The sequence below is a fragment of the Methylobacterium sp. PvP105 genome, from assembly GCF_017876975.1.
Lineage (GTDB): Bacteria > Pseudomonadota > Alphaproteobacteria > Rhizobiales > Beijerinckiaceae > Methylobacterium > Methylobacterium radiotolerans.
On record NZ_JAGIPA010000001.1, the window covers coordinates 5,028,256 to 5,054,376 of the forward strand.

Here is a 26,121-nt window from a genome sequence, read left to right on the forward strand (position 1 = left end):
TCTCCGGAACGTCAGGATCGTTCGGCGGCCAGGAGGCGGGTCAGGCTCGCCTCCATGACTCGCGCCACCGCGCCGATGGACAGCCGCTCGCGGATGCGCGCCCGGGCGGCGGCGCCGATCCGGGCCGCGTCGCCGCCGGTCACCGCCCGGGCCGCGTCGTTGAGGGCCCGGGTCATGTCCGCCTCGTCCACCTGCCCCCACTCGGCGCCCCGCAGGTACGGGCCGTAGGTCTGGTCGAGGGCCGTGACCTCGGCCTTGACGGGGAAGCCGCAGGTGGCGTCGAGGAAGTCGCGGCAGCCGCCGTAATCGGTGGCGACCACGACCTTGCCCATCTCCATGGCCTCGGCGATCGTCAGGCCGAACCCCTCCGAGGAGTGCGACGAGGCGTAGACCGCGCAGAGGTCGAACAGCGCGCCCAGCTCGTTCTGGGAGAGCGGCTGGTCGATCACCACCACGTCGCCGGACGTGCCCACGAGGTCGAGGAGCTTCTTGCCCTCCTCCGGCAGGTCGAAGACGTGCTTGGTCTTGAGCACGAGCTGCCAGCCCGCCTGTCCCAGCCCGGCCGCCCGGAAGGCCCGGATCAGCGCGTGCGGGTTCTTGCGGGCGAGGTAGCTCGAGCCGTCGAAGGCATAGAGGATCACCCGCTTGGACGGGTCGATCGCGAAGGTCTTGCGCAGGTTGGCCTTGGCGGCGGCGCTCGGCGGCTCGCCGGCCTCGTTCTCGACCACGTAGGGCACGACGTCGACCGGGATGTCGGTGATCTGCCGGAAGATCGCCGCGCAGAACTCCGTGGGCGCCCAGATCGCGTCGAGGCCGTCGACGGTCGGCAGCCAGCCGCCGGGCACGTGCGAGGTCTCCCAGACGAACAGCCCGATCTTGAGCCGCGCCTCCGCGGCGATCGCCCGCTGCCGGTCGCTCATCAGCGAGTGCCAGCTGTCGCCGTTGAAATGCACCAGCGCGACGTCGGCGGGGCCCGAGAAGGTCCGGGCCTGCCACGCCGGCGCCACCCGGGCGTGGACGTGGAACGGCCGCTCCATCGGGTGGACGTTCAGCGCGAAGGGGGTCCGATGCAGGGCGCGGGCGTAGCTGCGGGCCGCGACGCCGAGGCCGTTGGCGTAGTTCATCGGCGAGACGAAGGCGACGCGCAGCGGCCGCGCCGGCGCCTGGGGCCTGCGCAGATCCGCCCAGATCCTGGCGCCCGGATACGTGTAGGTCACGTCGAGCCGGTCGAGGTCGAAGCCGCGCTCGGCGATCGCCTCCCGCACCGCCGCCCCGCCGATCGCGGCGTGCTCGCCCAGCAGCGAGCGCTTCACGAACGGGAAGCCCTGGCTGAGCATGTTCTCCCAGTCGAACAGGGTGCGGTTGTTGCGCGGGTCGTTGACCAGCGACATGTGCTTGTTCTGGGCCGAGAACAGGCTGCGCATCCCGAGCCCGGCCGCGCGCATCCGCTGCGAGAAGGTCAGCTCGTACTCGGTGATCACCGCGTTCTTGTCCGGCCAGTTCGCCACCGACAGGAGGAAGTGGCTGAACGCGTAGGACGACAGGCAGCGCCGCTTCAGGGCCAGGAAGAAGCTCTGGAGGTGGTGACTGTAATAGAAATTGTCGGCCAGCCCGATCACCGCCTCCGGGAAGGCGTCGATCTTCGCGAGCAGGCCGGCGAAGTCGTCGCGGTCGAGGGGCCCGACGAGGCTGTCGTTGGCGAGGTAGAGCGTCTCGGAATCGAGGAGGTCGGTGTCCTCCAGGAGAACATGCGCCCAGGCGGCGAAGTCGAAGCCGCTGTTCTCGCGCAGGTAGACCGAGGCGCAGAGATCCAGGATCGCCTGGGGCACGGCGTTCTTGTGCTGGTCGGCGGCGATGATCAGGACGAGGTCGGTCCCGTTCTCCGCGAACGCCCGCAGGTAGGGCTCGACGTGGCCGCGGATCCGCCCCTCGGGGCAGTGGGTGATGAACAGGGCGGTGCGGCCGTGCCGCCGGGGCTCACGCTTCAGGCAGGAGAGGCGCGCGTCGGAGGCTTCCGGCACCGCGGCGCCGGGGACGCGGCGGGTCAGGCGGCCCGCCTCCAGGCCGGTCGTGACGTAGTCGATCAGCGGGTTGAGGCCGAGCGCGGCGACCTTCGGGTAGCGGGCGCGGTACCAGGGCGCGTCGAAGCGCGGCGACGGGCTGGTCGTGCGCCCGCCATCGGCGAGGAAATGCGCCAGCGGGTTCTGCCCGGCCGCGTCGTCACCGAGGAAAGTCTCGGTGTACCAGCGCGTGTCGAACCAGGGGCCCGGGTCGAGGCCCTCGGCGGCGCCGTGCTCGAGGTAGTGGACCAGCGGGTTGAGGCTGTCGGCCCGCACCGCGGCGGACTGGGCCGCGTACCAGTCGGGATCGAACAGCGGGTGGGGCGCGTAGCGGCGGTAGCCGCCGGCCATCACGTAGTGCTCCAGGGGCTCGAGCCCGCTGGTCTCGGCCTCCGGGCAGCGCGCGCGGTAGAACGCGGCGTCGAACAGGCCCGACCGGCGGATCAGGTCGACGTGCCGCGACAGGCCGGCGAACTCCTCCGGGTTGCGCAGGTAGCCCTGCTTCCGGCCGGTCTCGTAGAAGTGACTCAGGGCGTTGCCGCCGGCCGCGCGGGCGTCCGGGTAGCGCGACAGGTACCAGGCGGTGTCGAACTGAGGCGACGGGTCGGTGTCGGTCCGCGACAGGAAGTCGGAGAACGCCCGGGCGCGGTGCTCCGCGCCGCCGAGGTAGCGCGTCGCGTACCAGTCCGGATCGAACAGCGGGTTGGGACGGATGCCCGCCGCGGCGCCGCGGTCGAGGTAGTGGAGCAGCGGGTTGGTGCCCTCGGCCCGGAGGCCCGGGACGGAATCGAGGTAGAGGTCGCCGTGGAACAGCGGGTGCGGCCAGCGCCCCTCGCGCCCGCCGTGGACCGCGTAGTGCACCGCCGGGTCGATCCCCTCGCCGACCACGTCGGGGTAGCGCCTCGCGTACCAGGCCGGATCGAACAGGCCGGATTCCTTGACCGCGCGGACGAGGTCCGCCTGCCGGGGCTCGCCGCGGCGGCGGCCCTTGAGCCGCCGGGTCAGAGGGCGCGCGAGGGACTGCGCCGCGCCGGCGAGGCCGGCCTTGTCCGACGATCCGACGACGAACACATCTCGAAGGCGCATGGTCAGGTCCGGATACGCGGGAAGCCCGCAAAGCTGCCCACGCCGCGATCCGCGAGAGACATCAGAGGGTTCGGCCGGTCCGGCGGTCGCGGGTGAGGATCGCCCCGGCTTGGGCGCCTTCCTAAAGGTCCGGGTCGCCCACGCCAAGAGCGGGGGCAAGCTCGGCGATCGCCCAGAGACGCGGAGGTCGCGTCCGCCGGCATGCGCGCCGGCCTCGCGCAGCGCGAAATCGGCCGCGAACGGGCGTGCGGCGATCCCGACCTTGCCAGCCCGGCACCAGAAGCCCCACACTTGCGGGATTGGCCGGCGGGTCCCGCGGGGCCCGGGCAGGAGATGGATATCGGCATGACGCAGGGGATCAGCCCGGCCACCACCCTGGACGACGGCATCGTGGCGACGGCGGAGAGCTGCCTCGCCGCCGTCGGCGCGGCGCGGGAGGCGATCCACGGGGTGATCTTCGGCCAGGAGGAGGTCGTCGATCTCGCCCTCGTGACTATCCTGGCCGGCGGCCACGGCCTGCTGGTCGGTCTGCCGGGCCTCGCCAAGACCAAGCTGGTCGAGACGCTCGGCACGGTGCTGGGCCTCGACGCGCGGCGCGTGCAGTTCACCCCGGACCTGATGCCCTCGGACATCCTCGGCACCGAGATCCTGGAGGAGGACGCCGAGCGCCGCCGGGCCTTCCGGTTCGTGCAGGGGCCGGTCTTCACGCAGCTCCTGATGGCCGACGAGATCAACCGGGCGAGCCCGCGCACGCAGTCGGCCCTGCTCCAGGCCATGCAGGAGGGCCACGTCTCGGTGGCGGGCGCCCGGCACGACCTGCCCCGGCCGTTCCACGTGCTGGCGACCCAGAACCCGATCGAGCAGGAGGGCACCTACCCGCTGCCCGAGGCGCAGCTCGACCGGTTCCTCCTGGAGATCGACGTCGGCTACCCCGACCGCGCCGCCGAGCGCCGGATCCTGATCGAGACCACCGGCGTGGACGAGGCGCGGCCGCGGGCCGTGATGTCCACCGAGCAGCTGCTCACCGCCCAGCGCCTCGTGCGCCGGCTGCCGGTGGGGGAGGCCGTGGTCGAGGCGATCCTCGACCTCGTGCGCGCCGCCCGGCCGGACAGCGGCGACGCCATCGTGAAGGACAAGCTCCTCTGGGGCCCGGGCCCCCGCGCGAGTCAGGCGCTGACGCTCGCCGCCCGCGCCCGGGCGCTGATCGAGGGCCGGGTCGCGCCCTCGGTGGCGGACGTGAAGGCGCTGGCCGAGCCGGTGCTCAAGCACCGGATGGCACTGAGCTACACCGCCCGCGCCGACGGCGAGACCATCGAGGGCCTGATCGCCAAGCTCGCGGAGAAGCTCTGACTTTGGTCGCGACGAACGCCCTCGACGCCGGCAGGCGCACCCCAGGCCGGCGCGAGAGCGAGGGCGCGACCGCCCTCTCCGACAAGATGCCCCGCCTCGTCCTGGAGGCGCGCCGCGTGTCGAGCCTGCTGGCCCACGGCCTCCACGGCCGCCGCCGCGCGGGGCCGGGCGAGAGCTTCTGGCAGTTCCGCCCCTTCGTGACCGGCGAGGCCGCGGCGCGCGTCGACTGGCGCCGCTCGGCCCGCGACGACCGGCTCTACGTGCGCGAGCGCGAATGGGAGGCGGCCCACAATATCTGGCTGTGGATCGACCGCTCGGCCTCGATGGGGTTCGTGTCGGACCTCGCCTCGGCCCCGAAGGTCGAGCGGGCGCTCGTCCTCGGGCTCGCCCTGGCCGACGCCTTCGTGGAGGGCGGCGAGCGGGTGGGCCTGCTCGGGCTGACCCGCGCGAGCGCCTCCCGCGGGATCGTCGAGCGCTTGGCCCAGGCGCTCGTGGCCGACCACGCGGGCCTGACTCAGGACCTGCCGCCCCGCGCCAGCCCCGCCCGCTTCGACGAGGTGGTGCTGATCGGCGATTTCCTGACCGCGCCGGACCGGATCGCGGCCTCCGTGCAGAGCCTCGCCGGCCGCGGCAGCCGCGGCCATCTCCTCATGGTCGTGGACCCGATCGAGGAGACCTTCCCGTTCACCGGCCAGGCCGTCCTGCACGATCTCGAGGGCGGCCTCAGCCTCGATATCGGCGACGCCGACGCCTGGGGGGCGCGCTACCGGGCCCGGATCGCCGAGCACCGGGCCGCGCTGGCGTCCATCGCCCGCGGACAGGGCTGGACGCTGACGATCCACCGCACGGACCGGCCGGCCAGCGAGGCGGCCCTGCGGCTCGCCACGCTGATCGCCGCCCGCGGCACGGAGTGAGGCCGCCATGCTGGGTCTGACCTTCGCCGCCCCGCTGGCGCTCGCCGCCCTGATCGGCCTGCCGGCCCTGTGGTTCCTGCTGCGGGTGACCCCGCCGCGCCCGCGGCGGATCAACTTCCCGCCGCTGAAGCTCGTCGCCGACCTGGTCCCGCAGCGGCAGACCCCGGCCCGCACGCCGCCCTGGCTGCTGATCCTCCGGCTCCTGATCGCCGCCGCGCTGATCCTCGCGGTCGCGGGTCCGGTCTGGAACGCCGGGGGCATCGGGGCCGGCGGTGGCCGCAGCGCGCTCCTCGTGCTCCTCGACAACGGTTTCCCGGCCGCCCACGACTGGCGCGACCGCCTGCGCGTCGCCACCGACGCGGTCGAGGGCGCCGCCCGGGACGGCCGGCCCGTCGCGGTGATCGGCCTCGCCGACGCCCCCGCGGCCTTCGAGGCGAAGACACCGGCCGCCGCCCTGGAGCGCCTGCGCGCCCTCGCGCCGCGCCCGATCCTCCCCTCCCGCGACGCGCATCTCGCGACGATCGAGACCTTCCTCGACAAGAACCGCGGCGCCGGCCTCGTCTGGATCAGCGACGGCGTCGCCGGCGCGAACGACACGCGCTTCGCCAAGGGCCTCGCCGACCTCGCGGGCGACAAGGGCGCGGCCCTGACGGTGCTGCGGGCCGACAGGCCGCCCGCCCTCGCCCTCACCGCCACCGAGAATGCCGGCAAGCTCGTGACGCACGCCCTGCGGGCGGCGCCGAACGAGCGCGACGCCGGGGTGATCCGGGCGCTCGACCAGAAGGGCCTGCCGCTGGCCGAGCGCGACTTCGCCTTCGCGGCCGACGCCACCGAGGCGGACGCGACCTTCGAGATGCCGGTGGAGCTGCGCAACAGCATCAGCCGCCTGGAGATCGCGGGCGAGCGCTCGGCCGGCGCCGTGGTCCTGCAGGACGAGCGCGGCAAGCGCCGCCGCGTCGGCCTCGTGTTCGGCGGCACGCTCGACCAGGCGCAGCCCCTCCTGGCGCCGACCTATTACCTGTCCCGGGCGCTCCAGCCCTTCGCGGACGTGCAGGAGCCGCGGGGCGCCAAGGGGACGGCGGACTCGATCAACCAGCTCCTCGACAACCAGGTCTCGGTCCTCGTGCTCGCCGATGTCGGCGCCCTCGACGAGAGGACCACCGCGCGGATCGAGAGCTTCGTGAAGGACGGCGGTATGCTGCTGCGCTTCGCCGGCCCGCGGCTCGCCGCCGGCAACGACCCGCTGGTGCCGGTGCGGCTGCGGCGCGGCGGCCGGACGCTCGGCGGCACGCTCTCCTGGGACAGCCCCAAGACCCTGGCGCCCTTCCCGCCAGAGAGCCCCTTCGCGGGCCTGACGCCGCCCGCCGATATCGGCGTGCGCCGCCAGATCCTGGCCGAGCCGGACGGCGACCTGCCGAACCGGACCTGGGCGTCCCTGCAGGACGGCACGCCGATCGTCACCGCGCAGAAGCGCGGCCAGGGCACGATCGTGCTGTTCCACGTCACCGCCGACACGACGTGGTCGAACCTGCCGCTCTCCGGGCTGTTCATCGACATGCTTCGGCGCGTCGTGGCGCTGGCCGGCGCCTCGGCGCCGGTGCAGGGCGACGCCGCGCGGGCCGCCGCGCCGGTGCTCGCGCCGCGGGTGACGCTGGACGGGTTCGGCGCGCTGGGCTCGCCGCCGGCCTCGGCCACCGCGGTGTCGGCCGACTACACCGACCGGGCGAACCTTGAGCATCCGCCGGGCTTCTACGGCCCGCCGGACGGAGGCATCAGCGTGAACGCCCTGAAACCGGATGACCGGCTGACGCCCCTCGACACCGCGGCCCTCGACGGCGCCCGGTTCGGGTCGCTCGCCGGGGCCGAGACCCTGGACCTGCGGCCGAGCCTGTTCACCCTGGCGCTGCTGCTGCTGGCGCTCGACACCCTGGCGGGACTGTGGCTCGGCGGCTTCCTGCGCCGCGGCGGTCTGGCGGCCCGCCTGCGCGGACGGCCGGCCGTGCTGGCCCTCGCCGGCCTGGTCCTGCTCGCCGCCCTGCCGGTGCGCCCGGCCGGCGCGGAGGAGCCCCCGGCCAACCGGCCGAACGGCATCGAATCGGCGCTGGTCACGCGCCTCGCCTACGTGATCACGGGCGACGCCGCCGTCGACGAGGCGAGCCGCACCGGCCTCACCGGCCTGACCCAGATGCTGGCCGCGCGCACCGCCCTGGAGCCGGGCGAGCCCGCCGGGATCGATCCGGCGAAGGACGAGCTGGCCTTCTACCCGCTGATCTACTGGCCGATCGCCCCGAACCGGCCGCAGCCCTCGGACGTCGCGATCCGCAAGATCGACGCGTTCATGCGCAACGGCGGCACGGTCCTGTTCGACACCCGCGACGCGCTCACCGCCCGGCCGGGCGGGCCGCCCACCCCGGAAGGGGCCTATCTCCGGAAGATGCTGGCGACGCTCGAGGTGCCGGAACTGGAGCCGGTGCCCCTCGACCACGTGCTGACCAAGGCCTTCTACCTCGTGGACAGCTTCCCGGGCCGCTACGCCACGGGCCAGACCTGGGTGGAGGCGCTGCCGCCGGCCGCGGACGGCGCCGAGCGCCGCCCGGCCCGCGCGGGGGACGGCGTGAGCCCGATCATCATCACGGGCAACGACCTCGCCGCCGCCTGGGCTGTCGGCCGCCGGGGCGAGCCGCTGTATCCGGTCGTGGGCGGCGACCAGCGCCAGCGCGAGATGGCGTTCCGCGGTGGCGTGAACATCGTGATGTACACGCTCACCGGCAACTACAAGGCGGATCAGGTCCACGTGCCCGCGCTGCTGGAGCGGCTGGGGCAGTGATGGTTTTGGACAGACAGCGCGCGGCCGCCTCCCCTCCCTTCTCTGCGTGCCTGCAGATCCGAAGCGCGCGCGCGGCGGCGCGTCGGCAGGACGGGGCGCGGGTCTCCTCTCCCGTGCGGGAGAGCGACAGGGTGAGGGACCATGTCTCCCCGGACGCGGCGCTCCCTGTCGGCACGTCGACGGCGCGCTTGAGCCCGAAACTTCCCGGCCCTCACCCCAGCCCTCTCCCGTACGGGAGAGGGAGCCCGTCGCGCCTGCGCGCGCCGCCGCGTGAGCGTGGCGGTGCCCGGAGCGAAGCGCGGCGTCGCCTCACGGATCCGGAGTGCTCCGCCCGATGCTGAGCCTCAGCTTCACCCCCCTCCTGCCCTGGCCGGCCATCGCCGTCCTGGGCGCGATCGTCGCCGTCCTGGCGGTCTTCGCCGTCCTGGCCCGCGGCCGGACCGCGCTGCTGCGCGTCCTCGTCCTCGCCCTGGTGCTGGCGGCGCTCGCCAATCCCGCGCTGGTGCGCGAGGACCGCGAGCCCGTGAAGGACGTGGCCGCCGTCGTGGTCGACCGGTCCGGCTCCCAGCAGCTCGGCGACCGGCCGCAGATGACCGACGCGGTCCGCGCCGAGCTGCAGCGCCGCTTCGGGGCGCTGACCGACATCGAGCCCCGCTTCATCGACGTGCCCGATTCCAAGGACGGCGACGACGGCACCAAGCTGTTCACGGCCCTGAGCCAGGCGCTCGCCGACGTGCCGCCGGAGCGGCTCGCCGGGATCGTGATGCTCACCGACGGCGTGGTGCACGACATCCCCGCCTCCCTGGCCCAGCTCGGCATCAAGGCGCCGCTCCACGTCCTCGTCACCGGACACCCGGACGAGCGCGACCGGCAGATCAAGCTCCTGGAGGCGCCCCGCTTCGGCATCGTCGGCAAGGACCTGACGATCCGCGCCGAGGTCATGGAGCGCGGCGGGACCGGCCACGCGGTCGTCACGGTGCGCCGCGACGGCGAGGAGATCGGCCGGCGGGACGTCGCCACCGACAAGCCGTTCTCCCTGAACCTGCGCATCGAGCACGGCGGCCCGAACGTGGTGGAGATCGAGGTCGAGCCGCTGCCGGGCGAGCTCACCACGGTCAACAACCGGGCGGTCCTGCCCATCGAGGGCATCCGCGAGAAGCTCCGGGTGCTGCTCGTCTCCGGCGAGCCGCACCAGGGCGAGCGCACGTGGCGCAACCTCCTGAAGTCGGACGCCAACGTCGACCTCGTCCACTTCACGATCCTGCGGCCCCCGGAGAAGCAGGACGGCACGCCGATCTCGGAACTCTCCCTGATCGCCTTCCCGACGCGCGAGCTGTTCGTCCAGAAGATCAAGGACTTCGACCTGATCATCTTCGACCGCTACGCCAACCAGAGCGTGCTGCCGCAGGCCTATTTCGACAACATCGTCCGCTACGTCCGCGAGGGCGGCGCCCTGCTGATCGCCGCCGGTCCCGAATTCGCCGGACCGGCCAGCCTCGCCCGCACGCGGCTCGCCGGCATCCTGCCCGGCGACCCCGACGGGCGGGTCGTCGAGAAGCCCTACAAGGCGACGCCGACCCAGATCGGCCAGCGCCACCCGGTGACGCGCGCCCTGCCGGGCTCGGACGCCAGCCCGCCCGCCTGGGGCGACTGGCTGCGCATCGTCGAGGCCAGGACCCGGCCGGGGATCCAGCCGATCCTGTCGGGGGCCGAGGGCCTGCCGCTGCTCGCGCTGTCGCGCGAGGACAAGGGCCGCGTCGCCCTGCTCCTGTCCGACCACGCCTGGCTCTGGGCGCGGGGCTACCAGGAGGGCGGCCCCTATCTCGACCTGCTGCGCCGCCTCGGCCACTGGCTGATGAAGGAGCCGGCCCTCGAGGAGGAGGCCCTGCGCGCCCAGACCACCGGGCGCGGCCGCGAGGTGCGGGTCGAGCGCCAGACGATGGCGGACCAGGCCGAGCCGGTCACTGTCACGGGCCCGACCGGCAAGGTGACGACGCTGACGCTCAAGCCCAAGGAGCCCGGCCTGTTCACCGCGACCTTCGACGCGGAGACCCTGGGCCTGCACACCCTGCGCTCGGGCAACCTCGTGGCCTTCGTCAGCGTCGGGCCGGCCAACCCGCGCGAGCTGGCCGACGTGTTCAGCGACACCGAGCGCCTGAAGGCCGCGGCCGACGGATCGGGCGGCTCGGTCCGCCGGGTCGCCGAGACCGGCGGCATCCAGGTGCCGCGCCTCGCGCTGGTGCGCGGCGGCCGCCTCGCCGGCAGCGACTGGATCGGCTTCCGTCCGAGCGACAGCGCCAACATCCGCGGCGTCGAGGTCTACCCGCTGGCGCTCGGCCTCGCGGCGCTGGCCGCGCTGGCGGCCGCCCTGCTCGCCATGTGGCTGGTCGAGGGCCGCCGGGGGCGGGCGGCGTGACGCGGCCCCGCGGCGGGTCGCGCGCGGCGCGCGCGCGGTCCTGTGCGGCGGCGCATGGTCGACGGGTGGCCGCCCGCGTCCTATGACCCCGGTACTCTCGAGATGTCCGCGCCGCGCGCGGGCCCGACGCAACGGAGACAGCCTGCCCGTGACAGCGCAGACCGTGACTGGACGCCTCCTCGCCGCGACACTCCTCGCCGCCTGCCTCCAGTTCGCCCCGGCCCGTGCGCAGGAACCGGCCGCGATGCCGTCGACGCCGGCTGAGTTGCCTGCCACCCTGCCGGCCGCCAACGGCCAGTGGACCCACGCGATCACGCTGATGGGCCAGCCGAAATACGGCCCCGACTTCAAGCATTTCGACTACGCCGACCCGGCCGCGCCCAAGGGCGGGATGGTCCGGTTCGGGGCCCAGGGCGGGTTCGACAATTTCAACATCGTCGTCGCCGGCCTGAAGGGTGACCTCGAGAACGGCATCCAGCAGATCTACGATTCGCTGATGACCGAGTCCTCGGACGAGCCGTTCACCTCCTACGGCCTGCTCGCCGAGGCGGTCCGGATCGCCCCCGATCTCGGCTCGGTCTCGTACCGGCTGCGCGAGAACGCCCGCTGGCACGACGGCCAGCCGATCACGCCCGAGGACGTGGTCTGGTCCTTCGACGTGCTCAAGGCCAACAGCCCGTTCTACGCCGCCTACTACCAGACCGTGGCCAAGGCCGCGGTGACCGGGCCGCACGAGGTGACCTTCACCTTCACGGAGACCGGCAACCGCGAGTTGCCGCAGGTGATCGGGCAGCTGCGCGTCCTGCCCAAGCACTGGTGGACCGCCAAGGACGCCAACGGCAAGCCGCGCAGCGTCACCGAGACGACCCTGGAGCCGCCGCTGGGCTCGGGCCCCTATCGCCTCGCGAAGTTCGAGCCGGGCCGCACGACGACCTACACCCGCGTGCCCGACTACTGGGGCAAGGACCTGCCGGTGAACGCCGGGCGCTACAACTTCGACACCGAGCGCTACGAGTATTTCCGCGACGGCACCGTGCTGGTCGAGGCGCTGAAGGGCGACCTCTACGACTTCCGGGTGGAGAACATCGCCCGGAACTGGGCGACCGCCTACGAGGATTTCCCGGCCGTGAAGGAGGGCCGGCTGATCAAGGAGGCGTTCCCCGAGCGCGGCATGGGCATCATGCAGGCCTTCGCGTTCAACACGCGCCGGGACAAGTTCAAGGATCCGCGCGTCCGCCGGGCCTTCAACCTCGCGCTGAACTACGAGGAGATGAACAAGGCCCTGTTCTACGGCCTGTACAAGCGGATCAACTCCTACTTCTTCGGCTCGGAGCTGGCCTCCTCCGGCCTGCCCGAGGGCGAGGAGAAGGCGATCCTCGAGAGCGTCAAGGACAAGGTCCCGGCCTCGGTCTTCACCACCCCCTACGCCAACCCGGTCAACGACGGCCCCGAGGCCGTGCGCAAGAACCTCCGCGAGGCCGTCGGCCTGCTGCGCGAGGCCGGCTACGAGCTGCGCGGCGGCAAGATGGTCAGCAAGGCCACCGGCGAGCCGCTGACCGTCGAGTTCCTGGAGTTCCAGAACACCTTCGAGCGGGTCATCCTGCCGTTCGCGGCGCAGCTGAAGCTGATCGGCATCGACTCCACCCTCCGGGTGATCGACCAGGCGCAGTACCAGAACCGCATCCGCAACTTCGACTTCGACGTCACCACGGCGTCGTGGGGCGAGTCGCTCTCGCCCGGCAACGAGCAGCGCGAGTACTGGGGCTCGGCGGCGGCCGACAAGCCCGGCTCGCGCAACCTGATCGGGATCAAGGATCCCGGCATCGACGCCCTGATCGAGAAGGTGATCTTCGCCAAGGACCGGCACACCGTGATCGCGGCGACGCGCGCCCTCGACCGGGTGCTCCTCGCCCACGACTACGTCGTCCCGCAATGGTCCTCCGACCAGCAGCGGACGCTGCGCTGGAACCGGTTCGGCCACCCGGCGATCCTGCCGGTCTACGCCAGTTCCGGCTTCCCGACGACGTGGTGGTACGACGAGAAGCTCGCGGCCAAGACCGGGGCGCCCCGTTGACGGGGGCGCCCGGGATGCCGACCCGGCGCGGCCTGGTCCTCGGGGCCGGCGCCCTCGCGGCGATGCCGCCGTGGCGCCGCGCCCGCGCGGCCGAGGGGGCGGAGCGCCACGGCCTGTCCAGCTTCGGCGAGCTGAAATACGGTCCCGACTTCGCGCATTTCGACTACGTCAATCCGATGGCGCCCCGCGGCGGGCGCTTCTCGGCGCAGCTCGCCGCGACGACCGGCAACCAGTCGCTCAACACCTTCAACACGCTCAACATCTACGTGCTGCGCGGCGACGGGGCCGCCGGCATGAACCTGACCTTCGACAGTCTGATGGTCCGGGCCCTCGACGAGCCGGACGCCCTCTACGGGCTGGTCGCGCGCGCCGTCACGGTCAGTCCGGACGGCCTGACGTACACCTTCGCGCTGCGCCCGCAGGCGCGGTTCCACGACGGCTCGCCGCTGACCGCGCGGGACGCGGCCTTCAGCCTCAAGCTCCTGCGCGACAAGGGCCATCCCGAGATCGCCGAGGTCATCCGTCCCATGACCGACGCCCGGGCCGAGGGCGACGGGCGGCTCGTGGTGACCTTCGAGCCGGGCCGCGCCCGGGACCTGCCGCTGTTCGTCGCGCAGCTGCCGCTCTTCTCCGCCGCCTACTACGCCGGCCGGGACTTCGAGGCCTCGACCCTGGAGGCGCCCCTCGGCTCCGGTCCCTACCGGGTCGGCGCCGTCGACGCGGGCCGGTCCATCGGCCTGGAGCGCGTCCCGGATTACTGGGCCGCCGAACTGCCGGTGAATGTCGGCCAGAACAATTTCGACGCGATCCGCTACGAGTATTTCCGCGACCGCACCGTGGCGTTCGAGGCGTTCAAGAGCGGCGCCTTCACGTTCCGCGAGGAGTTCACCGCCCGGGTCTGGGCCACCGGCTACGACTTCCCGGCGATGAACGAGGGTCGCGTCGTCCGCGAGACGGTGCCGGACGCGCGGCCGAGCGGCACGCAGGGCTGGTGGATCAACACCCGCCGCGCGGCGTTCCGCGACCCGCGGGTGCGCGAGGCGATCGGCCTGTGCTTCGATTTCGAGTGGTCGAACCGCAACCTGATGTACGGCGCCTACGCGCGCACGGCCTCGTTCTTCGAGAATTCCGACCTCAAGGCGACCGGCAAGCCCTCGGCCGAGGAACTCGCCCTGCTGGAGCCGTTCAAGGACCTGCCGCCCGAGGTGTTCGGCGAGGCCTGGGCGCCGCCGGTCTCCGACGGGTCCGGCCAGGACCGGGCGCTGCTGAAGCGCGCCGACGCGCTCCTGCGGGAGGCCGGCTGCACCCGCCAGGGCGGCAACCTGCTGCTGCCCGGCGGCCAGCCCCTGACCCTCGAGTTCCTCGACGAGGATCCGGTCTTCCAGGCGGTCACGCAGCCCTTCATCCGCAACCTCGGACTGCTCGGCATCAGGGCGAGCCTGCGCACGGTCGACCCGTCCCAGTACCAAGCGCGGCTGAAGGATTTCGACTTCGACGTCACGCCGCGCCGCTACAGCAGCGGGCTCACCCCCGGCGCGGAGCTGCGCGAGACCTACGGGTCCCGCTCCGCCGGGACCGCGGGCTCGAACAACCTCGCGGGAATCGCGAGCCCGGCGATCGACGCGCTGCTCACCGCCGTCGCCGACGCGACGTCGCGGGCGGACCTGACCACCGCCTGCCGGGCCCTCGACCGGGTCCTGCGGGCCGGGCGCTACTGGGTGCCGATGTGGTACGCCTCGACCCACCGCCTCGCCCTCTGGGACGTGTACGGCCGCCCGGCGACCCCGCCGAAATACGACCTCGGCGCCCCTGGGACGTGGTGGTTCGACGCCGACAAGGCCAAGCGGATCGGGCGGGACTGACGCCATGCTCGCCTACATCCTGCGCCGCATCGGCCTGATGATCCCGACCCTGTTCGGGATCATGCTGATCACCTTCACCATCGTGCAGTTCGCCCCCGGCGGACCGGTGGAGCGGGTGCTGTCGCAGCTCCAGGGCCAGCGCGACGGGGCCATGTCCCGCGTCACCGGCGGCTCGGGCGACCTCGGCGGCGCCAGCCGGCCGTCGGGCGGCGGCGGAGACGCCAGTTCCCGCTACCGCGGCGCCCAGGGGTTGAGCCCGGAATTCATCGCCAAGCTCGAGAAGCAGTTCGGCTTCGACAGGCCGGCGCCCGAGCGCTTCGCCAAGATGCTGTGGGACTATGTCCGGTTCGATTTCGGCCGCAGCTACTTCCGCGACGTCACGGTCATCCAGCTGATCAAGGAGCGCCTGCCGGTCTCGATCTCGCTGGGCCTGTGGATGACGCTGCTGTCCTACGCGATCTCGATCCCGCTGGGCATCCGCAAGGCCGTGGCGGACGGCACGCGCTTCGACCGCGCGACCTCCTTCGTGGTGATCATCGGCTACGCGATCCCGGGTTTCATGTTCGGGCTGATGCTCATCATCCTGTTCGCCGGCGGCTCGTTCTACCAGTGGTTCCCGCTGCGCGGGCTGACCAGCGAGGGGTGGGAGAGCTTCTCGCCCTGGCACAAGGTGACCGACTACGCGTGGCACATGGTGCTGCCGCTGACAGCCCTGGTGATCGGCGCCTTCGCCACCTCGACCCTGCTCACCAAGAACTCGTTCCTCGACGAGATCCGCAAGCAGTACGTGCTGACCGCACGGATGAAGGGGCTCTCCGAGCGGCGCGTGCTCTACGGGCACGTGTTCCGCAACGCCATGCTGATCGTGATCGCGGGCTTTCCGGGCGCCTTCATCTCGGCCTTCTTCACCGGTTCGCTGCTGATCGAGACGATCTTCTCCCTCGACGGCCTGGGCGAGCTGTCGTTCCGGGCGATCGTCGGGCGCGACTATCCGGTGGTGTTCGCCACGCTCTACATCTTCTCGCTGCTCGGGCTCGCGGTGAACCTGCTGTCCGACCTGATCTACGTCTGGATCGACCCGCGGATCGATTTCTCGGCCCGGGCGACCTGACCGCGCGGCGCGCGGGCCGTCAGGCCTCCGGCAGGCCCGCGGCACCGGCCGGCATCGGCGGCTCGCCGCCCGGAGGCCCGGCGAGGCCCAGCAGCGCCGCGATCGCGTCGCCGTCCGGCGAGCCGAGCAGATCCGCCAGGGTGTAGCGGTCGAGGACGGCGAGGAACGCCGCCAGAGCCTCCCCCAGCACCCGCCGGAGCCGGCACGGGGCCGTGATGGCGCAGGCGCCGCCGCCGAAGCACTCGACCAGCGCCAGGTCGTCCTCGGTCTGGCGCACCACCGCACCGACGACGATCTCCCCCGGCGGCATCGCCAGGCGGAGGCCGCCGCCCCGGCCGCGGATCGTCCGGATCAGGCCCAGCCGTCCCAGCTGGTGGACCACCTTGGTCAGGTGATTCTCCGAGATGCCGTAGGCGCGGGCGATCGCGGCGATGGAGCTCTGCTCGGGCTCGTGGAGCCCGACGTAGATCAGCGTGCGCAGCGCGTAATCCGTGTAGCGGGTCAGGCGCATCTCAACTCCAGAAGACGATCTCTGCCGTGGGGCGGTGCGCGCCGCGAGCCGCGTCCGTACGCCCTGCGGAGGAGCGGCACCACCGCCGACGCGGGGCCGATCGCCGCCCCATAAGATACATTTTGATTGCACCTTTTCGAGGGGCGCGCTAGAAGATGCATGACGTATGCACCTTTTGAGCCGTGCCATGCCCGCGCCCCTCTCCCCTGCCACCGTCGCTCTCATCAAGGCCACCGTGCCGGCCCTGGAGGCCCACGGCCTCACCATCACGAAGCGCATGTACGAGCGCCTGTTCGAGAACGCCGAGATCCGCGACCTCTTCAACCAGTCCCATCACGGCGAGACCGGCGCGCAGCCGAAGGCCCTGGCCCAGGCCGTGCTCGCCTACGCCCGCAACATCGACAATCTCGGTGTGCTGGCCGGAGCGGTGGAGCGCATCGCGCAGAAGCACGTCGCCCTGAACATCCTGCCGGAGCACTATCCCCACGTCGCCGACGCGCTCCTCGGCGCGATCGGGGACGTCCTCGGTGAGGCCGCCACGCCGGAGATCGCCGCGGCCTGGGGGGAGGCGTACTGGTTCCTGGCGGAACTGCTGATCGGCCGGGAGGCCGCGATCTACCGCGACCACGCCTCCGAGCCGGGCGGCTGGAACGGCTGGCGCGACTTCGTGGTCGAGAGCGTGACCCAGGAGAGCGAGACGATCCGCTCCTTCGTCCTGGTCCCGGCCGATGGCGGCCCGGTGCTGCGGCATCGGCCGGGCCAGTATCTCGGCTTCCTCCTGGACCTGCCGGGCCGCGGCGTGCTGAAGCGGAACTACTCGGTGTCCTGCGCGCCGAGCGACCGGGCCTACCGCATCACCGTCAAGCGCGAGGCGGCGCCGGGCCGGCCGGCCGGGATCGCCTCGAACTGGCTGCACGACCACGCACATCCCGGCACCGTGCTGAAGGTCGCAGCCCCGGCGGGCGATTTCAGCCTCGACGCGGAGGGCGACGCGCCCGTGGTGCTGGTCAGCGGCGGCGTCGGGCTGACCCCGATGATCAGCATGCTCGAGACCATCGCGGCGGACAGCCCGGACCGGCCGACCTGGTACGTGCACGGCGCCCTGTTCGGCCGCGTGCACGCCCTGCGCGACCACGCCCGGGCGCTCGCGGCGCGGGCCCGCAACGCGCGGCTCGTGACCTTCTACGCGGAGCCCGAAGCCGCGGACCGGCCGGGTGAGCACTACGACGTCCAGGGCCTGATCACGGCGGACTGGCTCGTCGAGCACACGCCGCACGACCGAGCGACCTACTATCTGTGCGGTCCCAAGCCGTTCCTGCGGGATCTCGCCACCGGCCTGCTGCGCCGCGGCGTCCCGGCCGAGCGGGTGAAGTTCGAGTTCTTCGGCCCGGCCGACGAGCTGTTCGAGAAGCCCCGGCAGGCGGCCTAGGCGGCGCTCAAGCTGGCCCGGCGCCGCGGAGCGGGCGCTCCGGGCCGAGCACCCGCGCCACGGTCGTCCGCAGGGCCTGCGCGCTCCGGTAGCCCACCGCCGCCGCGACCGCCCGCGGCGGCCGCCCCTCGGCCGCGAGCGCCAGCGCCCGGATCACGCGGGCCCGGGCCCGCCAGTCGCCGAAGCTGAGGCCCGTTTCCGCACGGAAGCCGCGCGTGAGCGTGCGGCGGCTCGCGCCGGCCCGGTCGGCCCAGGCGTCCAGATCGGCCTCCGAGGCCGGATCCTCGATCAGCGCGAGGCAGACGCGGCGCAGGCGCGGGTCGCGCGGGAGCGGCAGCGCGAGCGGCGTCGCGGGGGCCCGGCCGATCTCGTCGAGCACCAGGGCGGCGAGGTGGCCGCCGCGGCCGTCGACCGCGTAGAGCACCGGCTCCTCCGCCAGCGCCGTGAGCGCCGAGGCCAGGAGCCGCGACACCGCGATCACCCGGCAACTCGCCGGGAAGGACCGGACCGCGGCGGGATCGAGATAGGCCGAGCACATCGAGACCGCGCCGTGGGTCGCGACCGCGTGCGGCAGCCGCGGCGGGATCCACAGGGCGTGCCCCTCGGGAACGACCCAGGTGCCGTCCTCCGCGAAGGCCATCATCAGCCCGGACGTGGCGTAGAGCAGCTGCGCGCGGGGATGGAAGTGCCGGTCGAGATGCATCCCGGCCGCGTAGGTCTTGGGCATCACCGCGACCGGGCGGGGTACGTCCTGATAGTCGGCCGCCTCCGTCGACCGCCCCGCGGCGGCGCGCGGTCCCGTCAACATTGGCCCGTTCGCGTACATATCCGGCCCAACACCGCCATCGGGTCAGGCTATCAGGGGGCCGTCCCGGAGGATACGCCGCGATGGATTCGGATACACTGTCCCGCCGCACCCTGCGCTTCGTGAACGTCGCGCACGCCCTCGACCACTTCGTGCTGCTGATCTACCCGACCGCGGTCATCGCCATCGCGGCCCAGACCGGGCTCGGCTACGGCGAGCTGATCGGGCTCGCCACCGGCGCCTTCGTGGCCTTCGGCCTGTGCTCGCTGCCCATGGGCTCGCTCGCCGACCGGTTCGGGCGGCGCAACATGCTGGCGGTGTTCTTCTTCGGCTACGGCCTGTCCTGCCTCGGCGTCGCGAGCGCCTCGACGCCGCTCGGCTTCGCCCTCTGGCTCTGCGTCCTCGGGCTCGCCTCGGCGATCTACCACCCGGTCGGCTCGGCCATGCTGGTGACCCATGCCCGCCGGCTCGGGCACGATCTCGGCATCAACGGCGTCTGGGGCAATTTCGGCGCGGCCGCCGCCTCCGGCCTCACCGCGCTGCTCGCCGCCACGATCGGCTGGCGCGCGGCCTTCGTCGTTCCCGGCCTCGTCTGCCTCGCGTGCGGGGCGGCGTTCGTGGCGCTGGTCCCGGGCGACGGCGACGCCGCGGGAAGGAAGGCCGGCGGCGCGGCGGTGATCCCGGTGACCCGGCCCTGGGCCCTCATGGCGATGTTCGCCCTGTCGATCTTCGCGGGCGGCCTGACCTTCAACCTGACAACGATCAGCCTGCCCAAGGTGATCGACGAGGGCGTCGGGCAGGCGCTGCCGCTGGCGCTGACCGGCTCCCTCGCCACGGGCGTCTTCCTGTTCGGGGCGCTGATGCAGCTCGCCATGGGCCGGCTGATCGACCGCTACAGCCTGCCGTCCCTGTTCGTGGCGCTCTCGGTGCTGCAGCCGCTGGGGCTCGGGATCGCGGCCGTCTCCACCGGCCTGCCGCTGCTCGCCGGGCTCGTCCTCGCCATGACGGCGATCTACGGGCAGGTGGTGATCAACGACGCGATGATCGCCCGCTACGTCCCGCCCGCCTACCGGGCTCGCGCCTACAGCGTGCGGTACTTCGTGGGCTTCACGGCGAGCGGCTTCGTGGTGCCGGCGATCGCCCTCCTGCACGACCGCGGCGGCTTCGCGCTGGTCCTCGGCGTCGCCTCCGCCTGCGGCGCGGTGATCTGGCTCTCGGCCCTGGGCTTCCTGAGGCTGACGCAGGGCGGCGAACGGCCCGCGCTGGCCGCCGCCGAGTAGCGCGACGGTTTGCGGGTCCGGCCCGGCGCTGCTACGCGGCGGCCGTCCGACCCGCGAGCACCCCGTGACCGATCTGTCCCTCGTCATCCGGCCGGAGCGGCCGGAGGATGCCCCCGCCATCGAGCGCCTCCATGCCCGGGCCTTCGGCCCCGGCCGCTTCGCCCGCACCGCCTACCGCCTCCGCGAGGGCGCGGCCGAGCGGATCGACCTCGGCATCACCGCCTCGGTCGGCAGCTTCCTCGTCGGCTCGGTCCGGATGGGTCCGGTGCGGACCGGGGCGACCCCGTTCGTGATGCTCGGCCCCCTGGCGGTCGACCCGAGCTTCGAGGGCCGCGGCATCGGCGGCACCCTGACCCGCGCGGCGATCGACGGGGCGCGGCGGGCGGGCGAGGGCCTGGTGATCCTCGTCGGCGACGCGCCCTACTACGCCCGCTTCGGCTTCACGCCGGTCCCGCCCGGGCGCCTGACGCTGCCGGGGCCGGTCGACCCGGCGCGCCTGCTGTGGCTGGAACTGGCCGACGGTTTCGGCGCCGGCGCGTCGGGCGCCGTGGAGGCGCTCGGCCCGACGCGGTGACGGAGACGGTCCCGCGCCGCCGTCGCGCGCGGTCCCGTCAGGCCCGCCGGAGCGCCAGCGCGGCGATCAGGCCGGCCGCGAGCAGGGCGAGCGCCACCGGCGTCGCCGAGGTCGCGGGCCACGCGGAGGCGGCGACCGTGAACAGCGCCCCGAAGGTCATCTGCGTGAAGCCGTAGAGGCTGGACGCCGAGCCGGCCGCGTGCGGGTCGACGTTCATCAGCCCCGCCACCGCGTTGGGGCTGAGCAGGCCGACGCCCACCGCGTAGGCGAAGAGCGGCACGATCAGGCTGACCACGCCGAGCATGCCGGTGCGGTCCACGAGCAGCAGCGACAGCGCCGCGCCGATGCAGAGGAGGTTGCCGCTCCGCGCCGCCCTGCGGATCGGCACCCGGGCGGCGAGCCGGCTCGCCAGGACGGCCCCGCCGACCATGCCGAACACGACGATCAGGCAATCGAACCCGACCTCCTGCGAGGAGCGCCCGAGCCGGTCCACGAGGAGGAACGGCGCTACGGCCAGGAAGGCGTAGAGGCTGGTGCCGCCGCAGGCCCCCGCCACCAGGTAGGCGCGGAACACCGGGACGCGCACCAGCCGCAGGTAGCCGGACAGAACGGCGACGAAGCCCGGCAGCGCGACCTTGTGGCGGTTGGTCTCGGGCAGGGTGAAGACCACGAGCGCGCCCAGCACGGCGACGAGGCCGGCCAGCACCACGAACACCGCGCGCCAGCCGAAGGCCTCGTTCACCACGCCGCCGATCGCCGGGGCCAGCGCGGGCGTGAGCGTCATCGCGGTGGTGAGGATCGCGAGCTTCCGGGCCGCGTCCTCGCGGGTCGAGACGTCGCGGACCATCGCCCGGCCGATCACCAGCGAGCCGCAGGCGCCGAGCGACTGCAGGACACGGGCGACGAGCAGGACGCCGATATTCGGCGCGGGGATCGCGAGCAGCAGCCCGGCGAGGTAGAGGCCGAGTCCCCCGATCAGGATCGGGCGCCGCCCGTACCGGTCCGAGAGCGGCCCGTAGAGGAGCTGACCGCCCGCGAGCCCGATCAGGTAGACGGTGATCGTCAGCTGGGCGCCGGCGGCGTTGGTGCCGAGGTCGACGGCCGCCGCCGCCAGCGCCGGCACGAAGATGTGCAGCGCCACCGTTCCGGTCATGGTCACGGCGACCAGGAGCGGCAGGGGTGCCCGGCGCTCCGCCACATCGGGACTTCGATCAGCCAAGGGGTCCTACGCGGTTCTCGATCCGGCAGGATGCCGGGGCGCGGCCGCCTTAGAGCAAGGGCCGCGCCCGGAGCCATGCCGGCGGAACGCGCCAGACACGCGAGGGGCGGGACCGTCCCCGGCCCCGGACCCGGACCCGGAGGTGCCGCCTACTCCTTCGGCAGCGGCTGCGGGGTCGGCAGCGGCGCGTTCAGATCCTTGGTCGGGCCGCCGACCTCGAGATCCTTCGCCCGGTCGACGGCCTCGGGATTGGCCTGCGCGGGCGGCTCCTTGGCGGCCGGCGCCGTCGGCGCGGTCGGCTCGGCGGGGATCAGGCTCGAGGGCTGGCCCTGCTGGTCGCTGTCGTGGGCGCTGGCCGGCGGGGCCGGCGCGTTGCGGTCGCTCGACTCGCCGGTCGTGCGCGGGCTGCCGGGCGACTTCGCCTCGACCGGCTTGGCGGTGCCGGTATCGGCGGGCTTGGCCGGGCTGTCCTTGCCCTCGGACGCCTTGCCGGCGGCAGGCTTGTCGGCAGACGGCTTGTCGGCTGCGGGCTTGTCTTCGGGCTTGGCCGCGGCGGGCGCGGCCGCCGGCGCGGCGTCGCTCTTCTCGACGGCCGGCAGCGGCTTCGGCGATTCGGCGAGCGTCCGCAGGTAGGCGATGACGTTGGCCCGCTCCTGCGGCGCGGCGATGCCGGCGTAGGCCATCTTGGTGCCCTTCACGTAGGCCTTCGGGCTCGTGAGGAACTCGTCGAGGTCGGCGTAGGTCCAGGTGCCGCCCTTCTCCTTCATGGCCGCCGAGTAGTCGAAGCCCGCATGCGCGCCCTTCGGCCGCTCGACGATGCCGTACAGGTCGGGACCGACCTTGTTGGGGCCGCCCTTCTCGAAGCTGTGGCAGGCGTGGCAGGCCTTGGTGCCGGCCTCGCCCTTCTCGACGTTGGCGCTGGCGAGGCGGACGGCGATCGGCTCGACCTTGGCCTCGGGCGCCGCGGTGGCGGCCTCAGGCTGCGGCTCGGGCAGGTCGTAGCCGGCTTTGCCCGCCGGCTTCGGGTGATAGATCAATTCGGCGACGAAACCCGATCCGGCCGCGAACAGAAGGGCGCCGAGGACTGCACCCAGGACCTTGTTCACCTCGAACGAGTTCATGCTCTTCTCGCAACTCGGCCGTGCCGATCGCGCGCCTGACACGGGCGAGCGGGCTCGGACACCGGACATTGGAAGATTTCGAGGTTGCCTTAGCGGTTCCGGGCGGTTCCTGACAATGCCGCAGGGGCGTTCCGCGTCGCTCCAGCGCAGGATTGTTCCACCGAATTGCCCAGCTTGTCACCAGGTGGCACCTTTTCTCCACCGCGGTCCGGCCGCATCCCGGCCCTCTGCCCGGCCCTCTGCCCGGCCCTCGACCGGCCCGTTTCCGGGGACGACAACCGGGGGCCGGCCTGTTAAGCAGCCGGCCGCCTCCCGCCGCGGCCGCTCGACCCGCGCATCCGGATCCGAATCTCGATGTCCGATCCCCTGGTCCTGATCCCGGCGCGCCTCGCCGCGACCCGCCTGCCGAACAAGCCGCTGGCCGACATCGCCGGCGAGGCCATGATCGTCCATGTCTGGCGCCGGGCCGTGGAGGCCGGCATCGGCCCCGTGGTGGTCGCCACAGACACGGCGGAGATCGCCCGCACGGTCGAGGCCGCGGGCGGCCTCGCGGTGATGACCCGGGCCGACCATCCGTCGGGATCCGACCGGCTCGCCGAGGCGCTGGAGATCGTCGATCCGGAGGGGCGCCACGACGTGGTCGTCAACGTGCAGGGCGACCTGCCGACCATCGACCCGGCGATCATCGGCGCCGCTATCGTGCCGCTCGCCGACCGCACCGTCGACATCGTCACCCTGTGCGCGCCGATCACCGATCCGCACGAGGCCGACAACCCCAACGTGGTCAAGCTCGTCGGCCACGCGGTCGGTCCCGGGCGACTGCGCGCCCTCTACTTCACCCGCGCCCGCGCGCCCTGGGGCGACGGGCCCCTCTGGCACCATATCGGCCTGTACGCCTACCGGCGCACGGCGCTGAGCCGATTCGTGGCCCTGCCGCCCGGCGAGCTGGAGGTGCGGGAGAAGCTGGAGCAGCTGCGGGCCCTCGAGGCCGGCATGCGCATCGATGCCGCCATCGTCGACGACCTGCCGCTCGGCGTCGACACCCCCGCCGACCTGGAACGGGCCCGCGCCCTGCTGCAGGGCCGGCGCCTGAACTGACACGCCGAACGAATCCGCGCCGCCATGACCGATCGCACCATCGCCTACCAGGGTGAGCCCGGGGCCAACTCGCACATCATCTGCGCGGAGGCCTACCCGGACTGGACACCCCTCCCCTGCCCGACCTTCGAGGACGCCTTCGCGGCGGTGACGGAGGGGCGCGCCCAGCGGGCGATGATCCCGATCGAGAACTCGATCGCGGGCCGGGTCGCCGACATCCACCACCTGATCCCGATCTCGCCGCTGCACATCGTGGCCGAGCACTTCCTGCCGATCCACTTCCAGCTGATGGTCCTGCCGGGCACGAAGCGCGAGTCGCTGAGGAGCGTCCACAGCCACGTCCACGCGCTGGGCCAGTGCCGCCGGATCATCCGGCGGATGGGCCTGAAGGCCGTGGTCGCCGGCGACACCGCCGGGGCGGCCCGCGAGATCGCCGAGATCGGCGACCCGAGCCGGGCGGCCCTGGCGCCCGCGCTCGCCGCCGAGGTCTACGGCCTCGACATCCTGGAGCGCGACGTCGAGGACGAGGCGCACAACACCACCCGGTTCGTGGTCTTCTCCCCCGAGCCCGTGCCGGTCGCCCAGGGCACCGAGCCCTGCGTGACGAGCTTCGTGTTCCGCGTCCGCAACATCCCGGCCGCCCTCTACAAGGCGCTCGGCGGCTTCGCGACCAACGGCGTCAACATGTCGAAGCTCGAGAGCTACATGGTCGACGGCGAGTTCACCGCCACGCAGTTCTACGCCGAGGTCGACGGCCACCCGGAGGATCCGGGCCTCAGCCGCGCGCTCGACGAGCTCGGCTTCTTCTCGCGCGAGCTGCGGGTGATCGGCACCTACCCGGCCCACCCGTTCCGGGAGGCGGCGCGGCCGGCGGCGGAGTGAGCCCTCACTCCCGCCGGAGCACCCGGTCGGCCGCCAGATCCGACCAGAAGCCCGGCCGGAAGTCGCGCTTGAGCGCCTCGGGATCGTAGACGGTCTCGACCCAGGTCAGGAAGTCGAGGCCCTTCGCCTCGCCCTCGGCGCGGTACCGGGCGAAGAACGCGTCGAGGATGCCGGTCTTGGCGAAGCGGAGATGGCCGTAGCGGGCGGAGAGCTGCCGCGCGGCCTCGGCCACCGGGCGGCCCTCGTGCAGGATCAGGTACAGGGCCGAGGCGAGGCCGGCCCGGTCGGCGCCGGACTTGCAGTGCATCACGGCCGGGTACTCGATGCCGGCGAAGAACGCCTTCGCGCCGAGGATGGTGGCCCGGTCGGGCGCCTCCCGCGAGCGGAGCACGAACTCGACGAGCTTGAGCCCGTGGCGCTCGCAGGCCTCGCGCTGGAGCGGCCAGGACCCGTGCTCGCGCCCGCCGCGCAGGGAGATGATCGTCCGCACCCCCTCGGCCCGGAAGCGGGCGAGCTGGTGGGGACCGGGCTGGGCCGAGCGCCAGAGGGCGCCGGACCCGACCCGGTGCCGATTGAGGTAGGCGAGGCGGAAGACCCCGTGGTCCATCAGCAGCATGTTGGCCCAGGCCATCAGCCGGTCGCCGGGGCCGGCGATCGGCCGCTCGAAGCGGGCGATCCGGGCCATGCGCCGCGCGTAGCGCGTCTCGGGCTTGAGGAAGCGGTTGAACAAGGCCGTGCTGCCGAGGGAACGAGCCCGGGCTCTACCAGCCACCCGCCCACCCCGCAATTCGCCGGCCGGCAGGTGACCGGCGGGCGGGCAACGCCCCGGAGCCGGCGCGATCCGGCGCCATTCTTGCCTTCACTCCGCCCGGATCGGCACCGAACCTGCGCGGGCCGCGCGAGTTATCCGCCGGTCGGACGATCGGAGGCCCGAAGCCCATGAGCACGCGCACCACGAGCATCCGCCGGGCCCGCGAGGCCGATCTCGGCGGCTTGTCCAAGGTGTTCGATGCGTCCTGGCGCGAGGCCTATCGCGGCATCATCCCCGGCGTCGCCCTGGAGCGGCTGATCGCCACCCGGGACCGGGCGTGGTGGCGGGGCGCCCTGCGCCGCGGGCGGCCGATCGCGGTGGTCGAGACGGGCGAACTCGTCGTCGGCTACGCGGCCTACGGGCGGACGCGCAGCCGGTCGCTCGGGACCGAGGCCGAGATCGACGAGCTCTACCTGCTTCCGGAGTACCAGGGCGTCGGCCTGGGCCGGCGCCTGTTCCGGGCGGTGCGCAACGACCTCGCGGATCACGGCCTCACGCGGCTCGGCGTGTGGAGCTTGGAGGACAACGCCCGCGCCAGCGCCTTCTACGAGGGGCTCGGCGGCGTCGCCGGTCCGCGGGTGCTGGACCGGGTGGCGGGCCTCCCGCTCCCCAAGGTCGGCTATCTCTTCGGCTAACGTTTTCCAGCGCTCGTTGCCGGGCCGCACCATCGACTGATTTGCTTTGCCAAGCC

Annotated in this window: 19 protein-coding genes; 13 read left to right on the plus strand and 6 right to left on the minus strand. The window is 73.0% G+C overall.

Annotated features, from left to right (window positions below; translation table 11 throughout):
* Window positions 1–11: 11 nt before the first annotated feature.
* Window positions 12–3,146, minus strand: coding sequence for a rhamnan synthesis F family protein (locus J3A75_RS24570; RefSeq protein WP_070999989.1), 3,135 nt, complete (start codon window positions 3,144–3,146; stop codon window positions 12–14).
* Window positions 3,147–3,491: 345 nt separating this feature from the next.
* Here J3A75_RS24570 and J3A75_RS24575 point away from each other — a divergent pair, with 345 nt between their 5' ends.
* From J3A75_RS24575 to J3A75_RS24605, 7 genes are all read left to right on the plus strand, one after another.
* Window positions 3,492–4,496, plus strand: coding sequence for an AAA family ATPase (locus J3A75_RS24575; protein WP_012320571.1), 1,005 nt, complete (start codon window positions 3,492–3,494; stop codon window positions 4,494–4,496).
* A 2-nt stretch (window positions 4,497–4,498) separates the two neighbouring features.
* On the plus strand, window positions 4,499–5,410 hold the full coding sequence (locus J3A75_RS24580; protein ID WP_012320572.1) for a DUF58 domain-containing protein: 912 nt from the start codon (window positions 4,499–4,501) through the stop codon (window positions 5,408–5,410).
* 7 nt (window positions 5,411–5,417) lie between these two features.
* Window positions 5,418–8,237 (plus strand): DUF4159 domain-containing protein, encoded by a 2,820-nt coding sequence (locus J3A75_RS24585; protein ID WP_209650797.1) that lies wholly within the window; start codon window positions 5,418–5,420, stop codon window positions 8,235–8,237.
* A gap of 334 nt (window positions 8,238–8,571) precedes the next feature.
* A complete protein-coding gene (locus tag J3A75_RS24590) occupies window positions 8,572–10,653 on the plus strand; it encodes a hypothetical protein (RefSeq protein ID WP_209650798.1) in 2,082 nt (693 codons plus the stop codon).
* Between the two features lie 148 nt (window positions 10,654–10,801).
* Window positions 10,802–12,727, plus strand: a complete 1,926-nt coding sequence (locus J3A75_RS24595) for an extracellular solute-binding protein (RefSeq protein WP_024829199.1) — start codon at window positions 10,802–10,804, stop codon at window positions 12,725–12,727.
* 14 nt (window positions 12,728–12,741) lie between these two features.
* Complete coding sequence (locus tag J3A75_RS24600) at window positions 12,742–14,589, plus strand: extracellular solute-binding protein (RefSeq protein ID WP_043343275.1); 1,848 nt, start codon at window positions 12,742–12,744, stop codon at window positions 14,587–14,589.
* A 4-nt stretch (window positions 14,590–14,593) separates the two neighbouring features.
* Complete coding sequence (locus J3A75_RS24605) at window positions 14,594–15,700, plus strand: microcin C ABC transporter permease YejB (RefSeq protein ID WP_012320577.1); 1,107 nt, start codon at window positions 14,594–14,596, stop codon at window positions 15,698–15,700.
* A 19-nt stretch (window positions 15,701–15,719) separates the two neighbouring features.
* Here J3A75_RS24605 and J3A75_RS24610 read toward each other — a convergent pair whose 3' ends face one another.
* A complete protein-coding gene (locus tag J3A75_RS24610; protein WP_012320578.1) occupies window positions 15,720–16,211 on the minus strand; it encodes an Rrf2 family transcriptional regulator in 492 nt (163 codons plus the stop codon).
* Window positions 16,212–16,398: 187 nt separating this feature from the next.
* Here J3A75_RS24610 and hmpA point away from each other — a divergent pair, with 187 nt between their 5' ends.
* Window positions 16,399–17,640 (plus strand): NO-inducible flavohemoprotein, encoded by a 1,242-nt coding sequence (hmpA, locus tag J3A75_RS24615; RefSeq protein WP_070999991.1) that lies wholly within the window; start codon window positions 16,399–16,401, stop codon window positions 17,638–17,640.
* Window positions 17,641–17,647: 7 nt separating this feature from the next.
* Here the strand turns inward: hmpA and J3A75_RS24620 are convergent, their stop codons facing one another.
* The gene (locus tag J3A75_RS24620) at window positions 17,648–18,448 is read right to left on the minus strand and encodes a helix-turn-helix domain-containing protein (RefSeq protein ID WP_245295812.1); all 801 of its coding nucleotides are present in this window, start codon (window positions 18,446–18,448) and stop codon (window positions 17,648–17,650) included.
* Between the two features lie 80 nt (window positions 18,449–18,528).
* Here J3A75_RS24620 and J3A75_RS24625 point away from each other — a divergent pair, with 80 nt between their 5' ends.
* Together J3A75_RS24625 and J3A75_RS24630 are read left to right on the plus strand one after the other, a co-directional pair.
* Window positions 18,529–19,725, plus strand: coding sequence for an MFS transporter (locus tag J3A75_RS24625; protein ID WP_059408566.1), 1,197 nt, complete (start codon window positions 18,529–18,531; stop codon window positions 19,723–19,725).
* Window positions 19,726–19,789: 64 nt separating this feature from the next.
* Window positions 19,790–20,299: a GNAT family N-acetyltransferase gene (locus J3A75_RS24630; protein ID WP_012320582.1), complete on the plus strand. Its 510-nt coding sequence runs from the start codon at window positions 19,790–19,792 to the stop codon at window positions 20,297–20,299.
* A 37-nt stretch (window positions 20,300–20,336) separates the two neighbouring features.
* Here the strand turns inward: J3A75_RS24630 and J3A75_RS24635 are convergent, their stop codons facing one another.
* Entirely contained in the window at window positions 20,337–21,497 is a 1,161-nt protein-coding gene (locus tag J3A75_RS24635) for a multidrug effflux MFS transporter (protein WP_029359847.1), read from the minus strand.
* A 170-nt stretch (window positions 21,498–21,667) separates the two neighbouring features.
* Window positions 21,668–22,639 carry a c-type cytochrome gene (locus J3A75_RS24640; protein WP_083374386.1) on the minus strand — a complete coding sequence of 324 codons (972 nt, stop codon included), beginning with the start codon at window positions 22,637–22,639 and terminating at the stop codon, window positions 21,668–21,670.
* 354 nt (window positions 22,640–22,993) lie between these two features.
* Between J3A75_RS24640 and J3A75_RS24645 the strand changes: the two genes are divergently transcribed.
* Together J3A75_RS24645 and J3A75_RS24650 are read left to right on the plus strand one after the other, a co-directional pair.
* Entirely contained in the window at window positions 22,994–23,737 is a 744-nt protein-coding gene (locus tag J3A75_RS24645) for a 3-deoxy-manno-octulosonate cytidylyltransferase (protein WP_012320585.1), read from the plus strand.
* Window positions 23,738–23,761: 24 nt separating this feature from the next.
* Window positions 23,762–24,619: a prephenate dehydratase gene (locus J3A75_RS24650; RefSeq protein WP_012320586.1), complete on the plus strand. Its 858-nt coding sequence runs from the start codon at window positions 23,762–23,764 to the stop codon at window positions 24,617–24,619.
* A 4-nt stretch (window positions 24,620–24,623) separates the two neighbouring features.
* Here the strand turns inward: J3A75_RS24650 and J3A75_RS24655 are convergent, their stop codons facing one another.
* Window positions 24,624–25,349: a tyrosine-protein phosphatase gene (locus J3A75_RS24655; RefSeq protein ID WP_012320587.1), complete on the minus strand. Its 726-nt coding sequence runs from the start codon at window positions 25,347–25,349 to the stop codon at window positions 24,624–24,626.
* 209 nt (window positions 25,350–25,558) lie between these two features.
* Between J3A75_RS24655 and J3A75_RS24660 the strand changes: the two genes are divergently transcribed.
* Window positions 25,559–26,065: a GNAT family N-acetyltransferase gene (locus tag J3A75_RS24660; RefSeq protein WP_012320588.1), complete on the plus strand. Its 507-nt coding sequence runs from the start codon at window positions 25,559–25,561 to the stop codon at window positions 26,063–26,065.
* Window positions 26,066–26,121: the final 56 nt, after the last annotated feature.